Here is a 15,189-nt window from a genome sequence, read left to right as displayed (position 1 = left end):
CCCGGTCATCAGACCGACGACAGCGCACGCTGTATCAGCCCTTGCAGCGCGTTCTGCATCCAGTCACTGGAGGCGAGCGCGTACAACACCCCGGCGAGCGCGGCCACCGCCAGCGTCCCGATCGCGTACTCCACCGTGCTCATGCCGCTGTCGTCCTTCAGCAGTTCCATCTGTTCACCCTTCATCACTTGAGGAATTGACCGGCCAGCCCCAGCACCACCGGCAGCACGCCGAGGCACAGGAACGCCGGCAGGAAACACAGCGCCAGCGGCGCCGCCACCGTGACCGCAGCCCGTTGCGCCTTCGCCTCGGCCTGGTCCCTGGCCTCGGCTCTGGTCCGCTCGGCGAGCTCAGCGGCCTGCCGGGCCAGCGCCGCACCCGATCGAGCGGTCCTCCGCGCGGCTCTCGCCAGTGCGGCGGTGACGGGCCGCTCCAGCGCCGGAGCCCACGCGGCGACCGGATCCGCGCCGAGCGCGAGGAGCTCGGCCGTCTGGTTGAGCTCTTCGATGCCGACCGCACGGATCGCCGTGGGCACCGGCAGGCCTGCCTTGAGGCAGGCGGCCATGAGGTCCAGCGCAGCCGCCCGCTCGAACGGACCGTCGGGTGTGGTGACACGCCGCGGCGGATCGTGCGCCTTGGGTCTCAGCCGGTCGATCGCCTTTCGCGGCGCCGGCGCGACCAGGATCGCCAGCGCCAGGAGGACGAGCGTCACGGCTCCACCTCGGTGATCCGCTTCGTCCACCACAGTCCGGCCGCGAGGAAGAGCGCTCCCAGCACCAGCAGGAACTGACCGGCCGTGGTGGAGATGAGGATGTGGAGCGGTCTGGCGCCGCTGAGCTCGCCCAGCAGCACACCGAAGACCGGCAATCCCGCGAGCACAGCCGCGCTCGCTCGCGGACCTGCCATGCGCGCGTGCACCTGTCGTGCGAACGCCGCCCGCTGATCCAGATCGAGTCTGGTGGCGTCGAGAACGTCAGCCAGCGCCACGCCGTGTTTCGCTGACACGTGCCACGCCTTGGCCAGCTGATCGACGGCGGTGCCGAGGACAGGCTGACGGAGGTCGCGAAGTGTCCGCTCCACGTCGCCGCCGAGTCGTGCGGTGGCGGCAGCTGCTTTCAGCACCTCGGCGGCAGGCGCCGGGGTGTCCTGGGCCGCACCTTCGGCCGCGGTCGCCGCGTGGGCACCTGCCCGCAGCTCGTCGACCACACCGCCCAGCCCGTTGCTGAGTGCTTCGGTCGCTGTTCTCAGCGCGCGGCTTCGCCTGCCCTGCTTGACGATTCGGTAAATCACCACCGCGAGGACTGATCCAGCGATCAGACCGCCAACGCCTGCCGCGAGGTAGGTGACGGTGACCGCGGCGATCAGCCACAGCCATTGCGGCACAACGATCTCGCGCTTACCGGCTGGCCGGAGCCGGCGGAGTGGCTTGAGCTGCGGCCACACCAGCAGGGCTGCCGCCACGAGCAGGAGGCTCAGCACAGCAGCTCCTTCTCGTGCCAACCGCTCGCTTTCGCCCAGATTGGACGGACCTCGAGCCCACGTTCTGTGCGGACGAACGCGCCGATCTCGTTGAGGTGTCTCGCACCGTTGTCCGCTCGCCGCATGTGCAGCACGAGCTGGACGGCCGCCGCCACCTGGCTGTGCACGGCTTGCGGATCGAGCCCGCCCAACGCGCCCAGCGCTTCCAGGCGTGCGGGGACTTCGGCCGGCGAGTTGGCGTGCAGGGTTCCGGCGCCTCCTTCGTGGCCGGTGTTCAACGACGTGAGCAGCTCACGAACCTCCGCACCCCGCACTTCACCCACGACGATCCGATCAGGCCGCATGCGCAACGCCTCCCGCACCAGCGACCGCACGGTGATCTCGCCGGCACCTTCGACGTTCGGCGGGCGCGCCACCAGCCGCACGAACTGCGGGTGGTCGGGATGCAGTTCGCCCGCGTCCTCCACGCACACGATGCGTTCGCCCGGCGGAACACAACCGAGCAACGCCGACAGCAAGGAGGTCTTGCCAGACCCCGTGCCACCGACCACCAGGAACGCCCTGCGGCTGCGGACGATCGCGCGGAGCACCTCGGCGATCTCGGCGTCGAACGTGCCGAGCTCCCGCAGCCCGTCGAGGTCGTGCGTCGCCGGCCGGAGCACGCGGAGGGACAGGCACGTCCGGTCCGCGATGGGCGGGAGCACCGCGTGCAGCCGCACCCCGCTGCCCGGCAACCAGCCGTCGACGCACGGCGAGGCGTCGTCGAGGCGCCGGCCCGCGGCCACCGCCAGGCGTTGGGCGAGGCGGCGGACGGCGGCCTCGTCCGGAAACGTGACCGTGGTGCGGCGCAGGCCCGCGGTGCCGTCGACCCACACCTGATCCGGCGCGGTGACCAGGACGTCGGTGGTGCCGGGGTCGGCGAGCAGCGGATCGAGCGGACCTGTGCCGCTGAACTCCTGGCGGAGGACTTGGAGGGCTTCCAAGACGTCGGCGTCGGCCAGCACCCCGCCCGCTTCGGAGCGGACCGCGTGGGCGACAACCGCGGCGGTCATCTCCATGTCCGCGCCTGCCAGGCGATGGCGGACACGGTCGATCAGGGTGGTGGTCATGTGGCGGCCTCCGGGCGCTGGGCGTGGCGGCCGTGGGTGATCTGGCGGCCGGTCAGGCGGAGCCAGGTTTCGTGGCACCAGATGAGGAAGCGGTTCATTCCGGTGGCTCCTTGAACACGAAGGGAGGAGGGAAGGGGCGGCCGTAGACGAAGAGGTTGCGCAACATCCGCAACCAGATGCGGATGCGGATCACGGGTGCGGTCCCTCCTGCACGAGGCGGGTTTCGGCGTGGTGCGGGAGAGAGCGGCGGAGGCGGATCACAGCTGCGGCTCCTCTTGCGCGAGGCAGGTTTCGGAGTGGCGCGGGCGAAAGCGGCGCGAGCGGACGCTGCTCGCGGCCGCGGTTCCTTCCGCGACGGGAGCACTTTCAGCCTGGGGAGGCCGGGAGCGGCTCAGGCAGCTCACGGGTGCGCCTCCTCTCGCGCACGGCAGGCTTCGGCGTGGCGCGGGCGAAACCAGCGGGGTGGAAGCCGCTCATGGCCACGGTTCCTTCCGCGCGGGGAACGCTTTCGGTCTGGGGAGGCCGGGAGCGGCGCAGGCAGCTCACCGGTGCGCCTCCTCTCGCGCACGGCAGGCTTCGGCGTGGCGCGGGCGAAACCAGCGGGGTGGAAGCCGCTCATGGCCACGGTTCCTTCCGCGCGGGGAACGCTTTCGGTCTGGGGAGGCCGGGAGCGGCGCAGGCAGCTCACCGGTGCGCCTCCTCTCGCGCACGGCAGGCTTCGGCGTGGTGAGGGCGAAACCAGCGGGGTGGAAGCCGCTCGTGACCGCGGTTCCTCCCGCGCGAGGAGCGCTCTCGGCCTGGCGACGTCGGGAGCGGCGCAGGCACTTCACGGGCACAGCTCCTTCCGCGCGAACGGGATCTCGGAGCGACGACCATGAGATGCGGTGTCCCCGCCCGGAGGAGATCCGGCTTGGCTGCACCTGCCACAGGTGGCCAGATCGGGCGCCTCCCCCGCCTCCTCGTCGCATGCCCGGCCTCCGGAGCGAGCACGGCGAACCTGACGGAGGATCACGGTGAGCCGCAGGCAGTCTGAACAGCTCATGGGCGCAGCTCCTTCAGCACCAGGCGGGCCGCGGTGGCCAGCGGGCCCTTGGCGTTGCGCGGGAAGTGGCCGCGTTCCAGCGTCTCGGCCAGGCCCGGCTCCGGGCGCATCTGGCTCAGCAGGGGGACGCCGATCACCTCGGCCATCTCGGCGGCTTGGAGGTTGCCGGGGGACGGGCCGCGCACCACCAGGCGGATGTTGCGGCCCTGGGTCAGCAGGTTGGAGGCCACGCGGGTCGCTGCCGCGGTTGCACGCACCTCGGCCGGCACGACCAGGACCGTCAGGTCCGTGCGGTCCAGGGCGGCGGAGGCGGCGGCGGTGGGGTGGCGTGGGAGGTCGCACACGACGGTGCAGCCGGTGCGGCGGCCCGCGTCGAGCACTGCGGCCACGGCTGCCGGTTCGGGGTCCGGGCCCGTGCGGTCGCACGAGAGGACGCTGAGGCTGCCGGACGCCGGCAGGGCCGCGCGGAGGGCGGACATCGGGACCCGGCCGCCGCTGCAGTGCACGCCCGGCCAGCGGGCGCCCTCGTCGGACTCGGTGCCCAGGGCCAGGTCTATGCCGCCGCCCAGCGGGTCGCAGTCGACGAGCATCGCCTCGCCGCCGGTCGCCACGGCCTCGCGGCCGCAGGCGATGGCCAGGATCGAGGCGCCCGATCCGCCGCGGCCGCCGACGAAGGACACCACCCGGCCGCGGTCGGACGGCGGGCCTTCGCCCACGTCGGTGAGAGCGCTCACCAGGGTGCCGCCGTCGGCGGGGAGTTCCAGGACGGCGTCGGCTCCCAGTGCCACGGCGGGTACCCAGGGCGGGTCGCCTCCGTGGACCACCAGCACGCCTGAGCGGCGCGGGAAGTTCGCGTCCAGGCAGGCGGAGACCGCGGCCGGGTCCAGCAGGACCAGGGGCGCGCTGTGCCATTGCGAGCGCAGGGAGGTCACGTCGGGTGCGCAGGAGAGCGGGCAGTCGGCGGCCGCGGCCATGCGGAGGACTTCGTCGAGAAGGTCCTGGTCCGAGAGCAGGGCGGTGGGGTGGGTCATGTGGTCCACCGTGGTTGGTCGTGATGAACGACACAACGGGTGAAGATCCAGATGTGGACAAATCGCCGGGTGTGGACAAGTCGCGATCTTGGACGGCCTGGGACGCCGGAAGTGTCGGTGCCTTGTGCGACGCTGAGGGGTTGGGCGTCGAAACCCTCGGGAAGGGCGGCAGAGGTCCAGTCGCGGCCACCGGGAAACGGGCCGTGGATATGGGACGACCCCCGCCAGGGGGGAGGGACGGGGGTCGTCAATGGTTCAGTCCCGGGGGGTCGGACTGAACCCGTCCGTCGAACCGGACTCTCCTACTGTATCCCCATGCGCCAGTGCTGCGCGCAACTTCGGCAACAGCTGCATGCCAAGTTTCGGTAACCGTGTCCCACAACGGTTTCGTACACGACCGAAATGCCGCCCGAACGGCCTACTGACGAGTACACCTAAGCTGAGGTACATGACTCGGATCGCCGCCTTCTTCGACCTCGACAAGACCGTGATCGCGAAGTCGAGCACGCTGGCGTTCAGCCGTCCCTTCTTCCAGGAGGGGTTGATCAACCGCCGCGCGGTGCTGAAGAGCGCATATGCACAGTTCGTGTTCATGCTCGCCGGCGCGGACGCGGATCAGATGGACCGCATGCGCGCGCACATCACGGCATTGGCCGCGGGGTGGGACGTCGAGCAGATCCGCAGCATCGTCAGCGAGACGTTGCACGACATCGTCGACCCGCTGGTTTACAAAGAAGCGACGCAGTTGATCGCTGACCACAAAGCGGAGGGTCACGACGTCGTCATCGTGAGTGCATCCGGCGAAGAACTGGTCGCGCCCATTGCGCAGATGATCGGCGCGGACTACAGCGTCGGAACCAGGATGGTGGTGCTGGACGGCCGCTACACCGGCGACGTCGACTTCTACTGCGCGGCCGACAACAAGGCCATCGCCATCAAGCAGCTCGCGGTCGAGCACGGCTACGACCTCTCCAAGAGCTACGCCTACTCGGACTCGGTCACCGACCTGCCCATGCTCGAGGTCGTCGGCCACCCCACGGTCGTGAACCCGGACCGGGGCCTGCGCCGCACCGCCGCGCAGAAAGACTGGCCGGTGTTGCAGTTCTCGGACCCGGTGAGCCTGCGTTCCCGCATCCCGACCCCCTCGGGCAAGACCGTCGCGGTCACGGCCATCAGCCTCGGCGCTGTCGCCGCGGCCGGTGCCGCCTGGTACGGCCTCCGACGCAAGCGCAGCCGGGACTGAAGTCAAGCCTCGACGGCCAAGAGGAAGCCTTCGTGACCGGTACCGGCGAGTAGCGGCAACGCCGTGCACACGTGGTGTCCGCGTGAGTGCACGCCGCCGCCCTGTCAGCGGTACCCGAACATGGACAAAACCTCACAAACGCTGAAACCGCAGTGCTTTCACTACTGAACGTGGCTTGAACGGTGCACCCTTCCGAGCCCTTGCTGTGACCGCCCCCACGCACTTAAATGGGTGGTGCGGACCTCGGGTCGGCCAGGGACCTGGCGAAGAGAAGCCAGACTCCACCCCGGCAGGGCTCCGTGCGCGGACTTCGAGTACCCACGCGCAGCACGCCGCGGGAGGCTTGTCGTCTAGGGCCTGCGTACCGGGACGCCGGACGCCGAGGCCAGGGTTGTACGACACGAGTTGCACGCTTGGTAACTCGCAAGCCCGCGCTGTCGACGGGGCACCCTTACGAGGGTGCCCCGTCTGCTTGTGCGGTCAAAAAGTGCCGCCGAACGGCAGAATGTCCGCCCGTTGACCCACCACGCAGTCGTGAGTAACTTGCGAAATGCGCCAGTTACCTGTGGGAACATCACCGGGAGGCTCGGACAAGTGCGGAAGATTGCCGCGTTGACGCTGGTCACAGCTATGGTCGCCCTCACGCCGGTGGCGAGAGCGGACGCCTCTGTGACGACGCTGCGCGGGATGTCGCTTGAAGAGAAGGTCGGCCAGCTCTTCGTCACGTACGTCAACGGCCAGGCCGCCGACGTCCCGCACCCCAAGAACCGGACGGACTTCGGAGTCGACACGCCCGCGGAGATGGTGCGCAAGTACCAGCCGGGCGGGGTCATCTACTTCAACAACTCGAGCCGCGACAACATCGACACCCCGAAGCAGATCGCGCAGCTCTCCAACGGCCTGCAGAAGGCCAGCAAGATTCCCCTGCTCATCTCGATCGACCAGGAGATGGGCCAGGTCACCCGCATCGGCCCGCCTGCCACGCAGCTGCCGGGCAACATGGCCCTCGGCGCCGGCCGCAGCACGCAGGACGCGCAAGAGGCCGCCCGCATCACCGCCCAGGAGCTCCGCGCGATGGGCATCAACCAGAACTTCGCGCCGGACGCGGACGTCAACTCCAACCCGGCGAACCCGATCATCGGCGTGCGCAGCTTCTCCAGCGACCCGAAGCTCGCGGCCGACATGACGAAGGCCCAGGTCACCGGCTACGAGGGCCGCCACTGGTTCGACCCGGACTCGGTCACCTCGACGGCCAAGCACTTCCCCGGCCACGGCGACACGTCCGAGGACAGCCACACCAGCCTGCCGGTCTCGAACCGCAGTCTCGACCAGTGGCGTCAGATCGACTCGCCGCCGTTCCAGGCCGCCATCGCAGGCAAGATCGACTCGATCATGACCGCGCACATCCAGGTCCCGCAGATCGACCCGTCCGGCAACCCGGCCACGCTCTCACCGAAGATCATCACCGGTCTGCTGCGCGAGGAGCTGAAGTACGACGGCGTGGTCGTCACCGACTCGCTGGAGATGGCGGGCGTCCGCAAGCTCCACTCCGACGCCGAGATCCCGGTGCTGGCCATCAAGGCGGGCGTCGACCAGCTCCTGATGCCGCCGAACCTGGGTCTGGCCGTCGAAAGCGTCCTCAAGGCCGTCCGCAGCGGCGAGATCTCCGAGCAGCGCATCGACCAGAGCGTCCTGCGCATCCTCAAGATGAAGCTCCTGCGCGGCGTCATGCTGAACGCCGAGGTCGACGTGAACAAGGTCGACCAGATCGTCGGCTCCAACACCCAGGCCGCCCAGCGCATCGCCGACCGCACCATCACCGCCGTCCGCAACGACGGCCAGGCGATCCCGCTCAACGCCACCGCTCCCCTGGTCGTCGGCACCAGCGACGCCCCGGCCACCGCACTCGCGACCAGGCTCAAGGCCACGAAGGTCGTCACGGCGACGAGCCCCACGCCGGGGCAGACCCAGCAGGCGCTGGCAGCGGCGGCCAGCGCGGACAAGATCGTCGTGCTGACCAACGGCCTGAGCACCAGGCCCACCCAGCTCGACCTGCTCAACCAGCTGGTCGCCACGGGCAAGCCGGTCATCGCGGTCGCCACCGGTGTCCCCTACGACGTCGCGCACAGCAACGCCAAGACGTGGCTCGCCACCTACTCGACCACGACGGTCTCCATGGAGGCGCTGGCCAAGATCCTGCTCGGCGAGACCAAGCCGCAGGGCAAACTGCCGGTCGACGTGCCGGGCCCGACGCCCTACCCGTTCGGCCACGGGGTGACCTGGTGAGGCGACGACAGTTCCTCACCGCAAGCGCACTGTCCGTCCCGCTCATCACCACCGGAACCGCCGAAGCGGCCCCGAAGCTCGCCACCGGAGCAGAACAGCTCGCACAAGACGGCTGGCGCAAGCTCAAGGGCCGCAAGGTCGGTGTGCTCACCAACCCGACCGGCATCCTCAAGGACCAGACCCACATCGTCGACTCGATGGTCGCCCACGGCGCCAAACCGACCGCGGTCTTCGGCCCGGAACACGGGTTCCGCGGCACGGCCCAGGCAGGCGGCTCCGAGGGCGACTACCAAGATCCACGCACCGGCATCCCGGTGTACGACGCGTACGGCGCCAACGCCACCAAGCTCCAAGCGATGTTCACCAAGGCGGGCGTCGACACTGTCGTCTACGACATCGCCGACGTGGGCGCGCGCTTCTACACCTACATCTGGTCGATGTACACGGCGATGCAGGCCGCGCCGAACCTGGACTTCATCGTCCTCGACCGCCCGAACCCCATCGGCGGCAAGGCGAACGGCCCGCAGCTCGACCCCGCCTACGCCACCGGCGTCGGCCTGAAGCCGATCGTCCAGCAACACGGCATGACCGTCGGCGAACTGGCCCGCTTCTACGTGGGCGAGTTCGACCTCACCACGAGGCTCGACGTCGTCAACGTCAAGGGCTGGCGCAGGAACCGGCTCGACACCGGCCTGCCGTGGGTGCCACCGAGCCCGAACATGCCCACCCAGGACACCGCGCTGGTCTACCCCGGCACGTGCCTGTTCGAGGGCACGGTGCTGTCGGAGGGCCGCGGCACCACTCGCCCGTTCGAGACGGTCGGCGCACCCGGCATCGACTGGCGCTGGGCCGAGTCCCTCAACGCGCTGAACCTGAAGGGCGTGCGGTTCCGCGAGACCTACTTCGCGCCCACGTTCAACAAGTTCCAGGGCAAGACCTGCGGCGGTGTCACCCTGCACGTCACCGATCCGCACGAGTTCGACGCCATCAAGGCAGCCGTCGCCATGCTGATCACCGCGAAGTCGTTGTACCCCAGCGTGTTCGCGTGGCGGCCCGACAACTGGATCGACAAGCTGAGCGGCTCCGACCGGCTCCGCAAGATGATCGACGCCCAGGCTCCGCTGAACGAGATCATCGGTGCGTGGCAACAAGAGCTGCAGCAGTTCCGCCGCACCCGCCTGCCCTACCTGCGCTACCGGTGAGGACGCCATGCTCATCCCCGCGCTGGCCGTCGCAGTCGTGACGGCCGCGATCCCCGGCCACTTCGACCAGCCCCAGGACGGTTTCGCGAACCCCTGGACGACCCTGCGCCAGTCCAACCCGTACTGGGCGAACCTCGATCCCGAGCCGATCAACACGGCCCTGCGCCAGGTCCGCGGCTTCACCAGACCCCAGGCCAACGGCAAACCGCTGTTCGCCGGCGCCGTCACGATGTACGTGCACGACGGCAAGATCGTCACGCACGACCGCACCGGCTACGCCGTCCTCTACCAGGACCAGCAAACCCAGCTGCCGGAGGAAGACCGCGTCCCGATGCAGAAGGACACGATCTTCGACCTCGCCTCGATCTCCAAGCTCTTCACGTCGATCGCGGTGATCCAGCAGGCCGAGCAGGGCCGGGTGGACATCGACGAGAAGGTCGCCCACTACCTGCCTGAGTTCGGCGTGAACGGCAAGGAGGACATCACCGTCAAGCAGCTCCTCACACACACGAGCGGCCTCGAACCGTTCATCGCGTTGTGGAAGCTGTATCCGGACGTGCCGTCACGCATCAAAGCCGTGATGGACGTGAAGCCGAAGTCCACGCCCGGCACCACGTACGTCTACTCCGACCTGAACCTGATCACGCTCGGCGAACTGGTGCACAAGGTCAGCGGGAAGAAGCTCGACCAGGCGGTGCGGGACGGCATCACCAGGCCGCTCGGGATGAAGGACACCGGATACAACCCCAAGGCCAGGAACCGCACTGCCGCAACGGAGTTCCAGTCCGCACCACCACGCGGCATGGTCCGCGGTGAGGTGCACGACGAGAACGCGTGGTCCCTCGGAGGAGTCGCCGGCCACGCGGGCGTGTTCGGCACGGCCAGGGATCTCGCCGTTCTCGGCCAGACGATCCTCAACGGCGGCACCTACCAGGGCCGCAGGATCCTGACCGAGCACTCCCTCGAGCTGATGCTCACGAACTTCAACCAGCAGTTCCCCGACAACGCCCACGGGCTCGGCTTCGAGCTGAACCAGCGCTGGTACATGGGCGCGCTGAGCGGTCCGGGAACGGCGGGCCACACCGGCTACACGGGCACGTCGTTCGTGATCGACAAGGCTTCCCGGTCGATCGCGATCCTGTTGAGCAACCGCGTGCACCCGAGCCGTGACTGGGGCAGCGTGAATCCGGCGCGCCGGGTCGTCGCCGACGGCCTGGCCAACGCGCTCGCGGTCAAGTCACACGGAAAGCAGTGGCGCGCAACGACTTCCGGCGGAACGCTCACCGCGGAACGTCCGGTGGAGGTCTTCGTCGACGTGGACAAGGGTGACAAGCTGACCATCCAGCACTGGGACGGCACGCAGTGGCAGGACGTCCGCACGATCACCACCACTGAACGCCGATGGGTGGCCACAGAGCAGAAAAAATCCCGATTCGTCTACACGAAGGCCGGCCAGTACAACGGCCGTGGCGTCTACGTCCACGCCCGTGGCGACGTCACGGCTGACGGCTGGTCACTGGCACGCCGCTAGGACCTCGGCGAACGACGGAAGCGCCCGTGGAAACGCGGGCGCTCCAAAGCTCACCACGATCCCTGTGCGGTCGTCGTCGCTCAGCTCGTGCCGGAACCACGAGAGAGGACTGACCTCAATCCCGCGTTCACGCGCCGTCCGCACGATGGCGGTTTCGTGTGGGGTGTCGAGCACCGCGTGCATCCCTGCCGCGATGCCGGAGACCTCCGCGTACGGCGAGACTGCTTCCACGAGCCGGTCACGGCGCCGCTGGTACTTCAACCGCATACGCCGCACATGGCTGTCGTACGCGCCCGACGACAAGAAGTCCGCCAACGTCAGCTGGTCGAGCATGCTGATGTACTGCTCACGGTCGGTCTTCAAGGCCAGGATCGGGTCGACGAACCGATCCGGCAGCACCATCCACGCGATTCGCAACGCCGGCGACAACGCCTTGCTGGACGTGCCCAGATAGGCGACGTGCTCCGGATCCAGGCCCTGCACCGCCCCGACGGGCTGCCGGTCGTAGCGGAACTCGCCGTCGTAGTCGTCCTCCAGCACAAGCCCGTTCACGCGCCGTGCCCACTCCACCGCCGACGCGCGCCGCCGTGGATGCAGAGGACCGCCCAACGGGAACTGGTGCGCCGGCGTCAACACGCACGCACGACGGTCATCGGGCAGCTGCTCCGTGTTCGCGCCGTGGTCGTCGACGGGCAGCGGCACGGTGGACTTCCACAACGACCGGTGAAAGCCCAGCCCGTACTCCTCGACGACGACCGACGGCTTCAGCAGCAGGTTGAACATCCGGATGGCGTGCGCGAAGCCCGAGCACACCACGATCCGCTCGGGATCGGCCCGCACGCCACGGGCCCGCGCGAGGTACTCGGCCAGCGCCGTCCGCAGCTCGATCCGCCCCTGCGGATCACCTGGCCCGAACGCCTCCGAGGGCGCCGCAGTCAACGCCCGCCTCGTCGAGCGGATCCACTCCGTCCGCGGGAACTCGGTGATGTCCGGAGTGGAGACCGTCAGGTCGAACCGCACGTCCGAGTCGGCAACCCGGCGAGTGACCGGTGGCGGTGGCGCGACCCGTTGCGCGACCACGGTTCCGGATCCCTGACGCGCGGTCAGCCACCCCTCCGCGACAAGCTCCGCGTACGCCTCCGCGACGGTGTTCCGCGCGATCCCGAGGTCTGCGGCCAACGACCGCGAGGCAGGAAGACGGGTCCCCGGCGGCAGACGCGCTGAACGGACCGCTTCCCGCAGCGACGCCGTCAACCGCTGCCGCAGGCCACCCGGACCGGACAGGTCAAGGTGGAAGTCAAGATTGGCCCACGATTCCACGACCGAATTGCACCATGCTGAGGGCCAATACGCGCCATAGGTTTGCAGACATGACGAACCGAATCGACCTCGCCAAGAAGGCCCCGAAGGTCTACCGCGCCATGATCGCCCTCGACGCCGCGGCCCGCGAGGGTCTCGACGAGCAGCTGGCCGAGCTGGTCCGGATCCGGGCCTCCCAGCTGAACCACTGCGCCTACTGTCTGAACATGCACACGGTCGACGCCCGAAAGGGTGGTGAGACCGAGGCACGCATCTACCTGCTCAACGCGTGGCAGGAGGCAGGCGACCTCTACACCGAGAAGGAGCAGGCCGCGCTCCAGCTGACCGAGGCCATCACCGTCCTGAGCAGCCACGAGTACGTCAGCGACGAGGTCTACGAGCGGGCAGCGAAGCACTTCGGCGAGGAAGAGCTGGCCCAGCTCATCGCGCTGATCTTCACCATCAACTCGTGGAACCGGATCGCCGTCTCCACCAGGAAGGTCCCCGACGTTCGGTGACATGCGGCCCCAGATTCGCTCTCATGGGGTGACTTTCGGACACAGTTGGGGTGAGTTGACCGCACACTCCGTTGACCCTCGAAGTTGCGGTTAGTAAGTTTCCCACGTGTCCACTGAAAGCAGTGCCGAGTCGAGTCCACTGGTGAAGATCCGGTCGTTGCTGCCGGGTCTCGCGCGTGCCGAGCAGCGCGTCGCCAAGGTGGTCCTGGAGAACCCGGGAACGGTCGCACACCGCAGCATCACCGAGGTCGCCGAGCAGGCAGGCACGAGCGAGACCACGGTGACGCGGTTCTGCAAGGCCATCGGCGTCGGCGGGTATCCGGAGCTGCGCATCGCGCTCGCCGCCGACACCGCCCGCAGCGCCGCCCGTGCCAACCACGACATGGGCGGCGACATCGGGCCGGGAGACGACCTGAAGCAGGTCGTCGGCAAGGTTGCGTTCGCAGACGCCCGCGCCGTCGAGGAGACCGCCGAGCAGCTCGACATCGAGTCGCTCGACAAGGTCGTCCAGGCCGTCGCCGGCGCCCGCCGGGTCGACGTCTACGGCTTCGGCGCGAGCGCTTTCGTGGCGTTCGACCTGCAGCAGAAGCTGCACCGCATCGGTCTCACCTGCTTCGCCTGGAACGACACGCACATCGCGCTGACGTCGGCCGCGGTGCTGACCGGGGCGGACGTCGCCGTCGGCATCTCGCACACCGGTTCGACCGTGGAGACCGTCGAGGCCCTCCGCGTCGCCCGCGAGACCGGCGCCACCACCGTCGCGCTGACGAACTTCCCGCGCTCGCCCATCACCGAGGTCGCCGACCACGTGCTGACCACGGCCGCGCGCGAGACCACGTTCCGCTCCGGCGCGATGGCGAGCCGCATCGCCCAGCTCACCGTGATCGACTGCCTGTTCATCGGGGTCGCCCAGCACCACGTGGACACGGCGAAGACGGCGCTGGAGGCGACCTACGAAGCCGTGTCGGGCCACCGGCTCGGTGCGAGACCAGACGGCCGCCGGCGGCCGCGGGAGACGACTAAATGATCTCCCCCCGGAACGGTGTGGTGGTGCGCGTGGAATCTCCGACCGAGCAGCGGAACCCGCGCACGACCGACATCGACCGGGTCCCCACGATCGACGTGCTGCGGATGATCAACGACGAGGACCGCACGGTCCCGTCCGCCGTCGCAGAGGCACTGCCGGAGCTGGCCCGCGCGGTCGACCTCGGCGTCACCGCGATCATGTCGGGCGGCCGCGTCCACTACGTCGGCGCCGGCACGTCCGGCCGGCTCGCGACGCTGGACGCCGCCGAGCTGGTGCCGACGTTCAACGCCCCCGCCGACTGGTTCGTCGCCCACCACGCGGGTGGCTCCGAGGCCCTCGTCCGCGCGGTCGAGGAGGTCGAGGACCACTCCGGCGCGGCGCAGATCCGACGTTCGGCCACCGCGAAGGACGTGGTCGTCGGCGTGACGGCGTCCGGGCGCACGCCGTTCGTGATCGGCGCGCTGCAGGAGGCGCAAGCGCTTGGCGCCCACACGGTGCTCGTCTCGAACAACGCCTCGGTGCCGTTCTCGCCGGACGTCCTGGTCGCGCTGAACACCGGCCCTGAGGTCATCGCCGGCTCGACCAGGATGAAGGCTGGATCGGCGCAGAAGCTGGTGCTGACGTCGTTCTCGACCGCGGTGATGATCAAACTCGGCCGCACCTACTCCAACCTGATGATCAGCATGCGGGCGACCAACGCGAAGCTGCGCGGCCGGACGATCCGGATCCTGCACGAGGCCACCGGGCTGTCCGAGACCGTCTGCGAGCAGGCGCTGGCGGACGCGTCCGGCGACCTCAAGGTGGCGCTCGTGCACCTGCTGTCCGGCGTGCCGACCGAACGTGCGGCCGCCGCCCTGGAGGACACGAAGGGCCACGTCCGCAACGCGCTGGACCGGCTAGCCGGGTAGGACGGGTCGCCACGGGATCGGCGTCGACAGCACCATCGCGCTCGACGTCTCCCCGTGGCTCGCGAGCCGGACCAGCAGCCGCTCCAGCTCCATGATCGACGTGGTGACCACCTTCACCACCGAGCAGATGTCACCGGTCAGCCGCACGACCTCGACCACTTCCGGAAGGTCGTCGAGCAGCTCCGGGTGGACCGTGATGCACCGCGGGCCGTAGCACTTCATGCGCACCAACGCGACGACCGGACGCCCGACGACGGTGGGGTCGACGACGGCGCGATAGCCGGTGATGGCGCCCATGTTCTCCAGGCGACGGACGCGTTGGGCGACCGTTGGCGGTGAGACGTGGACTCGGCGTGCGAGCTCGTTGTACGACAGGCGCGCATCCTCTTGGAGGGCCTCCAACAGGGCCTTGTCGACGTCATCCAGCATGAACGCAAAGCTACTCCGCGATCTGTTTTGCATTTGAAAGAAGTTCGGGGCGAACACCTTTCGTCGTCCATTCAGGTGAGAGCCG

Annotated in this window: 14 protein-coding genes; 7 read left to right on the top strand and 7 right to left on the bottom strand. The window is 69.0% G+C overall.

What is annotated here, in order from left to right; genetic code table 11:
• Positions 1 to 8: 8 nt before the first annotated feature.
• From ABFX45_RS02825 to ssd, 5 genes are all read right to left on the bottom strand, one after another.
• The gene (locus ABFX45_RS02825) at positions 9 to 170 is read right to left on the bottom strand and encodes a DUF4244 domain-containing protein (RefSeq protein ID WP_211337132.1); all 162 of its coding nucleotides are present in this window, start codon (positions 168 to 170) and stop codon (positions 9 to 11) included.
• A 14-nt stretch (positions 171 to 184) separates the two neighbouring features.
• Positions 185 to 712 (bottom strand): type II secretion system F family protein, encoded by a 528-nt coding sequence (locus tag ABFX45_RS02820; protein WP_109631046.1) that lies wholly within the window; start codon positions 710 to 712, stop codon positions 185 to 187.
• Positions 709 to 1,479, bottom strand: coding sequence for a type II secretion system F family protein (locus ABFX45_RS02815; RefSeq protein ID WP_346127290.1), 771 nt, complete (start codon positions 1,477 to 1,479; stop codon positions 709 to 711). Before ABFX45_RS02815 ends, ABFX45_RS02820 begins: the two co-directional genes overlap by 4 nt.
• On the bottom strand, positions 1,473 to 2,588 hold the full coding sequence (locus ABFX45_RS02810) for a TadA family conjugal transfer-associated ATPase (protein WP_346127288.1): 1,116 nt from the start codon (positions 2,586 to 2,588) through the stop codon (positions 1,473 to 1,475). Before ABFX45_RS02810 ends, ABFX45_RS02815 begins: the two co-directional genes overlap by 7 nt.
• Before the next feature lie 1,038 nt (positions 2,589 to 3,626).
• Positions 3,627 to 4,661 carry a septum site-determining protein Ssd gene (gene ssd, locus ABFX45_RS02805; RefSeq protein WP_346127286.1) on the bottom strand — a complete coding sequence of 345 codons (1,035 nt, stop codon included), beginning with the start codon at positions 4,659 to 4,661 and terminating at the stop codon, positions 3,627 to 3,629.
• Between the two features lie 448 nt (positions 4,662 to 5,109).
• On the opposite strand from ssd, the gene ABFX45_RS02800 reads away from it, so the two are divergent.
• The 4 genes from ABFX45_RS02800 (at position 5,110) to ABFX45_RS02785 (ending at position 10,923) form a co-directional block, all read left to right on the top strand.
• Entirely contained in the window at positions 5,110 to 5,904 is a 795-nt protein-coding gene (locus ABFX45_RS02800; RefSeq protein ID WP_346127284.1) for an HAD-IB family hydrolase, read from the top strand.
• A 630-nt stretch (positions 5,905 to 6,534) separates the two neighbouring features.
• Positions 6,535 to 8,190, top strand: coding sequence for a glycoside hydrolase family 3 protein (locus tag ABFX45_RS02795; protein WP_428834068.1), 1,656 nt, complete (start codon positions 6,535 to 6,537; stop codon positions 8,188 to 8,190).
• Positions 8,187 to 9,392 (top strand): exo-beta-N-acetylmuramidase NamZ family protein, encoded by a 1,206-nt coding sequence (locus tag ABFX45_RS02790; protein WP_346127280.1) that lies wholly within the window; start codon positions 8,187 to 8,189, stop codon positions 9,390 to 9,392. Before ABFX45_RS02795 ends, ABFX45_RS02790 begins: the two co-directional genes overlap by 4 nt.
• A 7-nt stretch (positions 9,393 to 9,399) precedes the next feature.
• Entirely contained in the window at positions 9,400 to 10,923 is a 1,524-nt protein-coding gene (locus ABFX45_RS02785) for a serine hydrolase domain-containing protein (RefSeq protein ID WP_346127278.1), read from the top strand.
• Here ABFX45_RS02785 and pdxR read toward each other — a convergent pair.
• On the bottom strand, positions 10,906 to 12,243 hold the full coding sequence (gene pdxR, locus ABFX45_RS02780) for a MocR-like pyridoxine biosynthesis transcription factor PdxR (protein WP_346127276.1): 1,338 nt from the start codon (positions 12,241 to 12,243) through the stop codon (positions 10,906 to 10,908). The two genes, ABFX45_RS02785 and pdxR, sit on opposite strands and share 18 nt — an antisense overlap.
• Before the next feature lie 50 nt (positions 12,244 to 12,293).
• Here pdxR and ABFX45_RS02775 point away from each other — a divergent pair, with 50 nt between their 5' ends.
• The 3 genes from ABFX45_RS02775 to ABFX45_RS02765 all read left to right on the top strand — a co-directional run bounded on the left by ABFX45_RS02775 (position 12,294) and on the right by ABFX45_RS02765 (position 14,675).
• A complete protein-coding gene (locus ABFX45_RS02775; protein ID WP_109631024.1) occupies positions 12,294 to 12,740 on the top strand; it encodes a carboxymuconolactone decarboxylase family protein in 447 nt (148 codons plus the stop codon).
• 106 nt (positions 12,741 to 12,846) lie between these two features.
• Positions 12,847 to 13,767, top strand: coding sequence for a MurR/RpiR family transcriptional regulator (locus ABFX45_RS02770; RefSeq protein WP_233439154.1), 921 nt, complete (start codon positions 12,847 to 12,849; stop codon positions 13,765 to 13,767).
• Positions 13,764 to 14,675 (top strand): N-acetylmuramic acid 6-phosphate etherase, encoded by a 912-nt coding sequence (locus tag ABFX45_RS02765; protein ID WP_109631017.1) that lies wholly within the window; start codon positions 13,764 to 13,766, stop codon positions 14,673 to 14,675. Before ABFX45_RS02770 ends, ABFX45_RS02765 begins: the two co-directional genes overlap by 4 nt.
• Here the strand turns inward: ABFX45_RS02765 and ABFX45_RS02760 are convergent.
• Complete coding sequence (locus tag ABFX45_RS02760; protein WP_233439153.1) at positions 14,664 to 15,104, bottom strand: Lrp/AsnC family transcriptional regulator; 441 nt, start codon at positions 15,102 to 15,104, stop codon at positions 14,664 to 14,666. The genes ABFX45_RS02765 and ABFX45_RS02760 overlap by 12 nt on opposite strands.
• Positions 15,105 to 15,189: the final 85 nt, after the last annotated feature.

It is taken from the genome of Lentzea roselyniae (genome assembly GCF_039537795.1).
GTDB classification, from domain to species: Bacteria; Actinomycetota; Actinomycetes; order Mycobacteriales; family Pseudonocardiaceae; genus Lentzea; species Lentzea atacamensis.
This window is presented reverse-complemented; position numbering and strand designations above follow the sequence as displayed.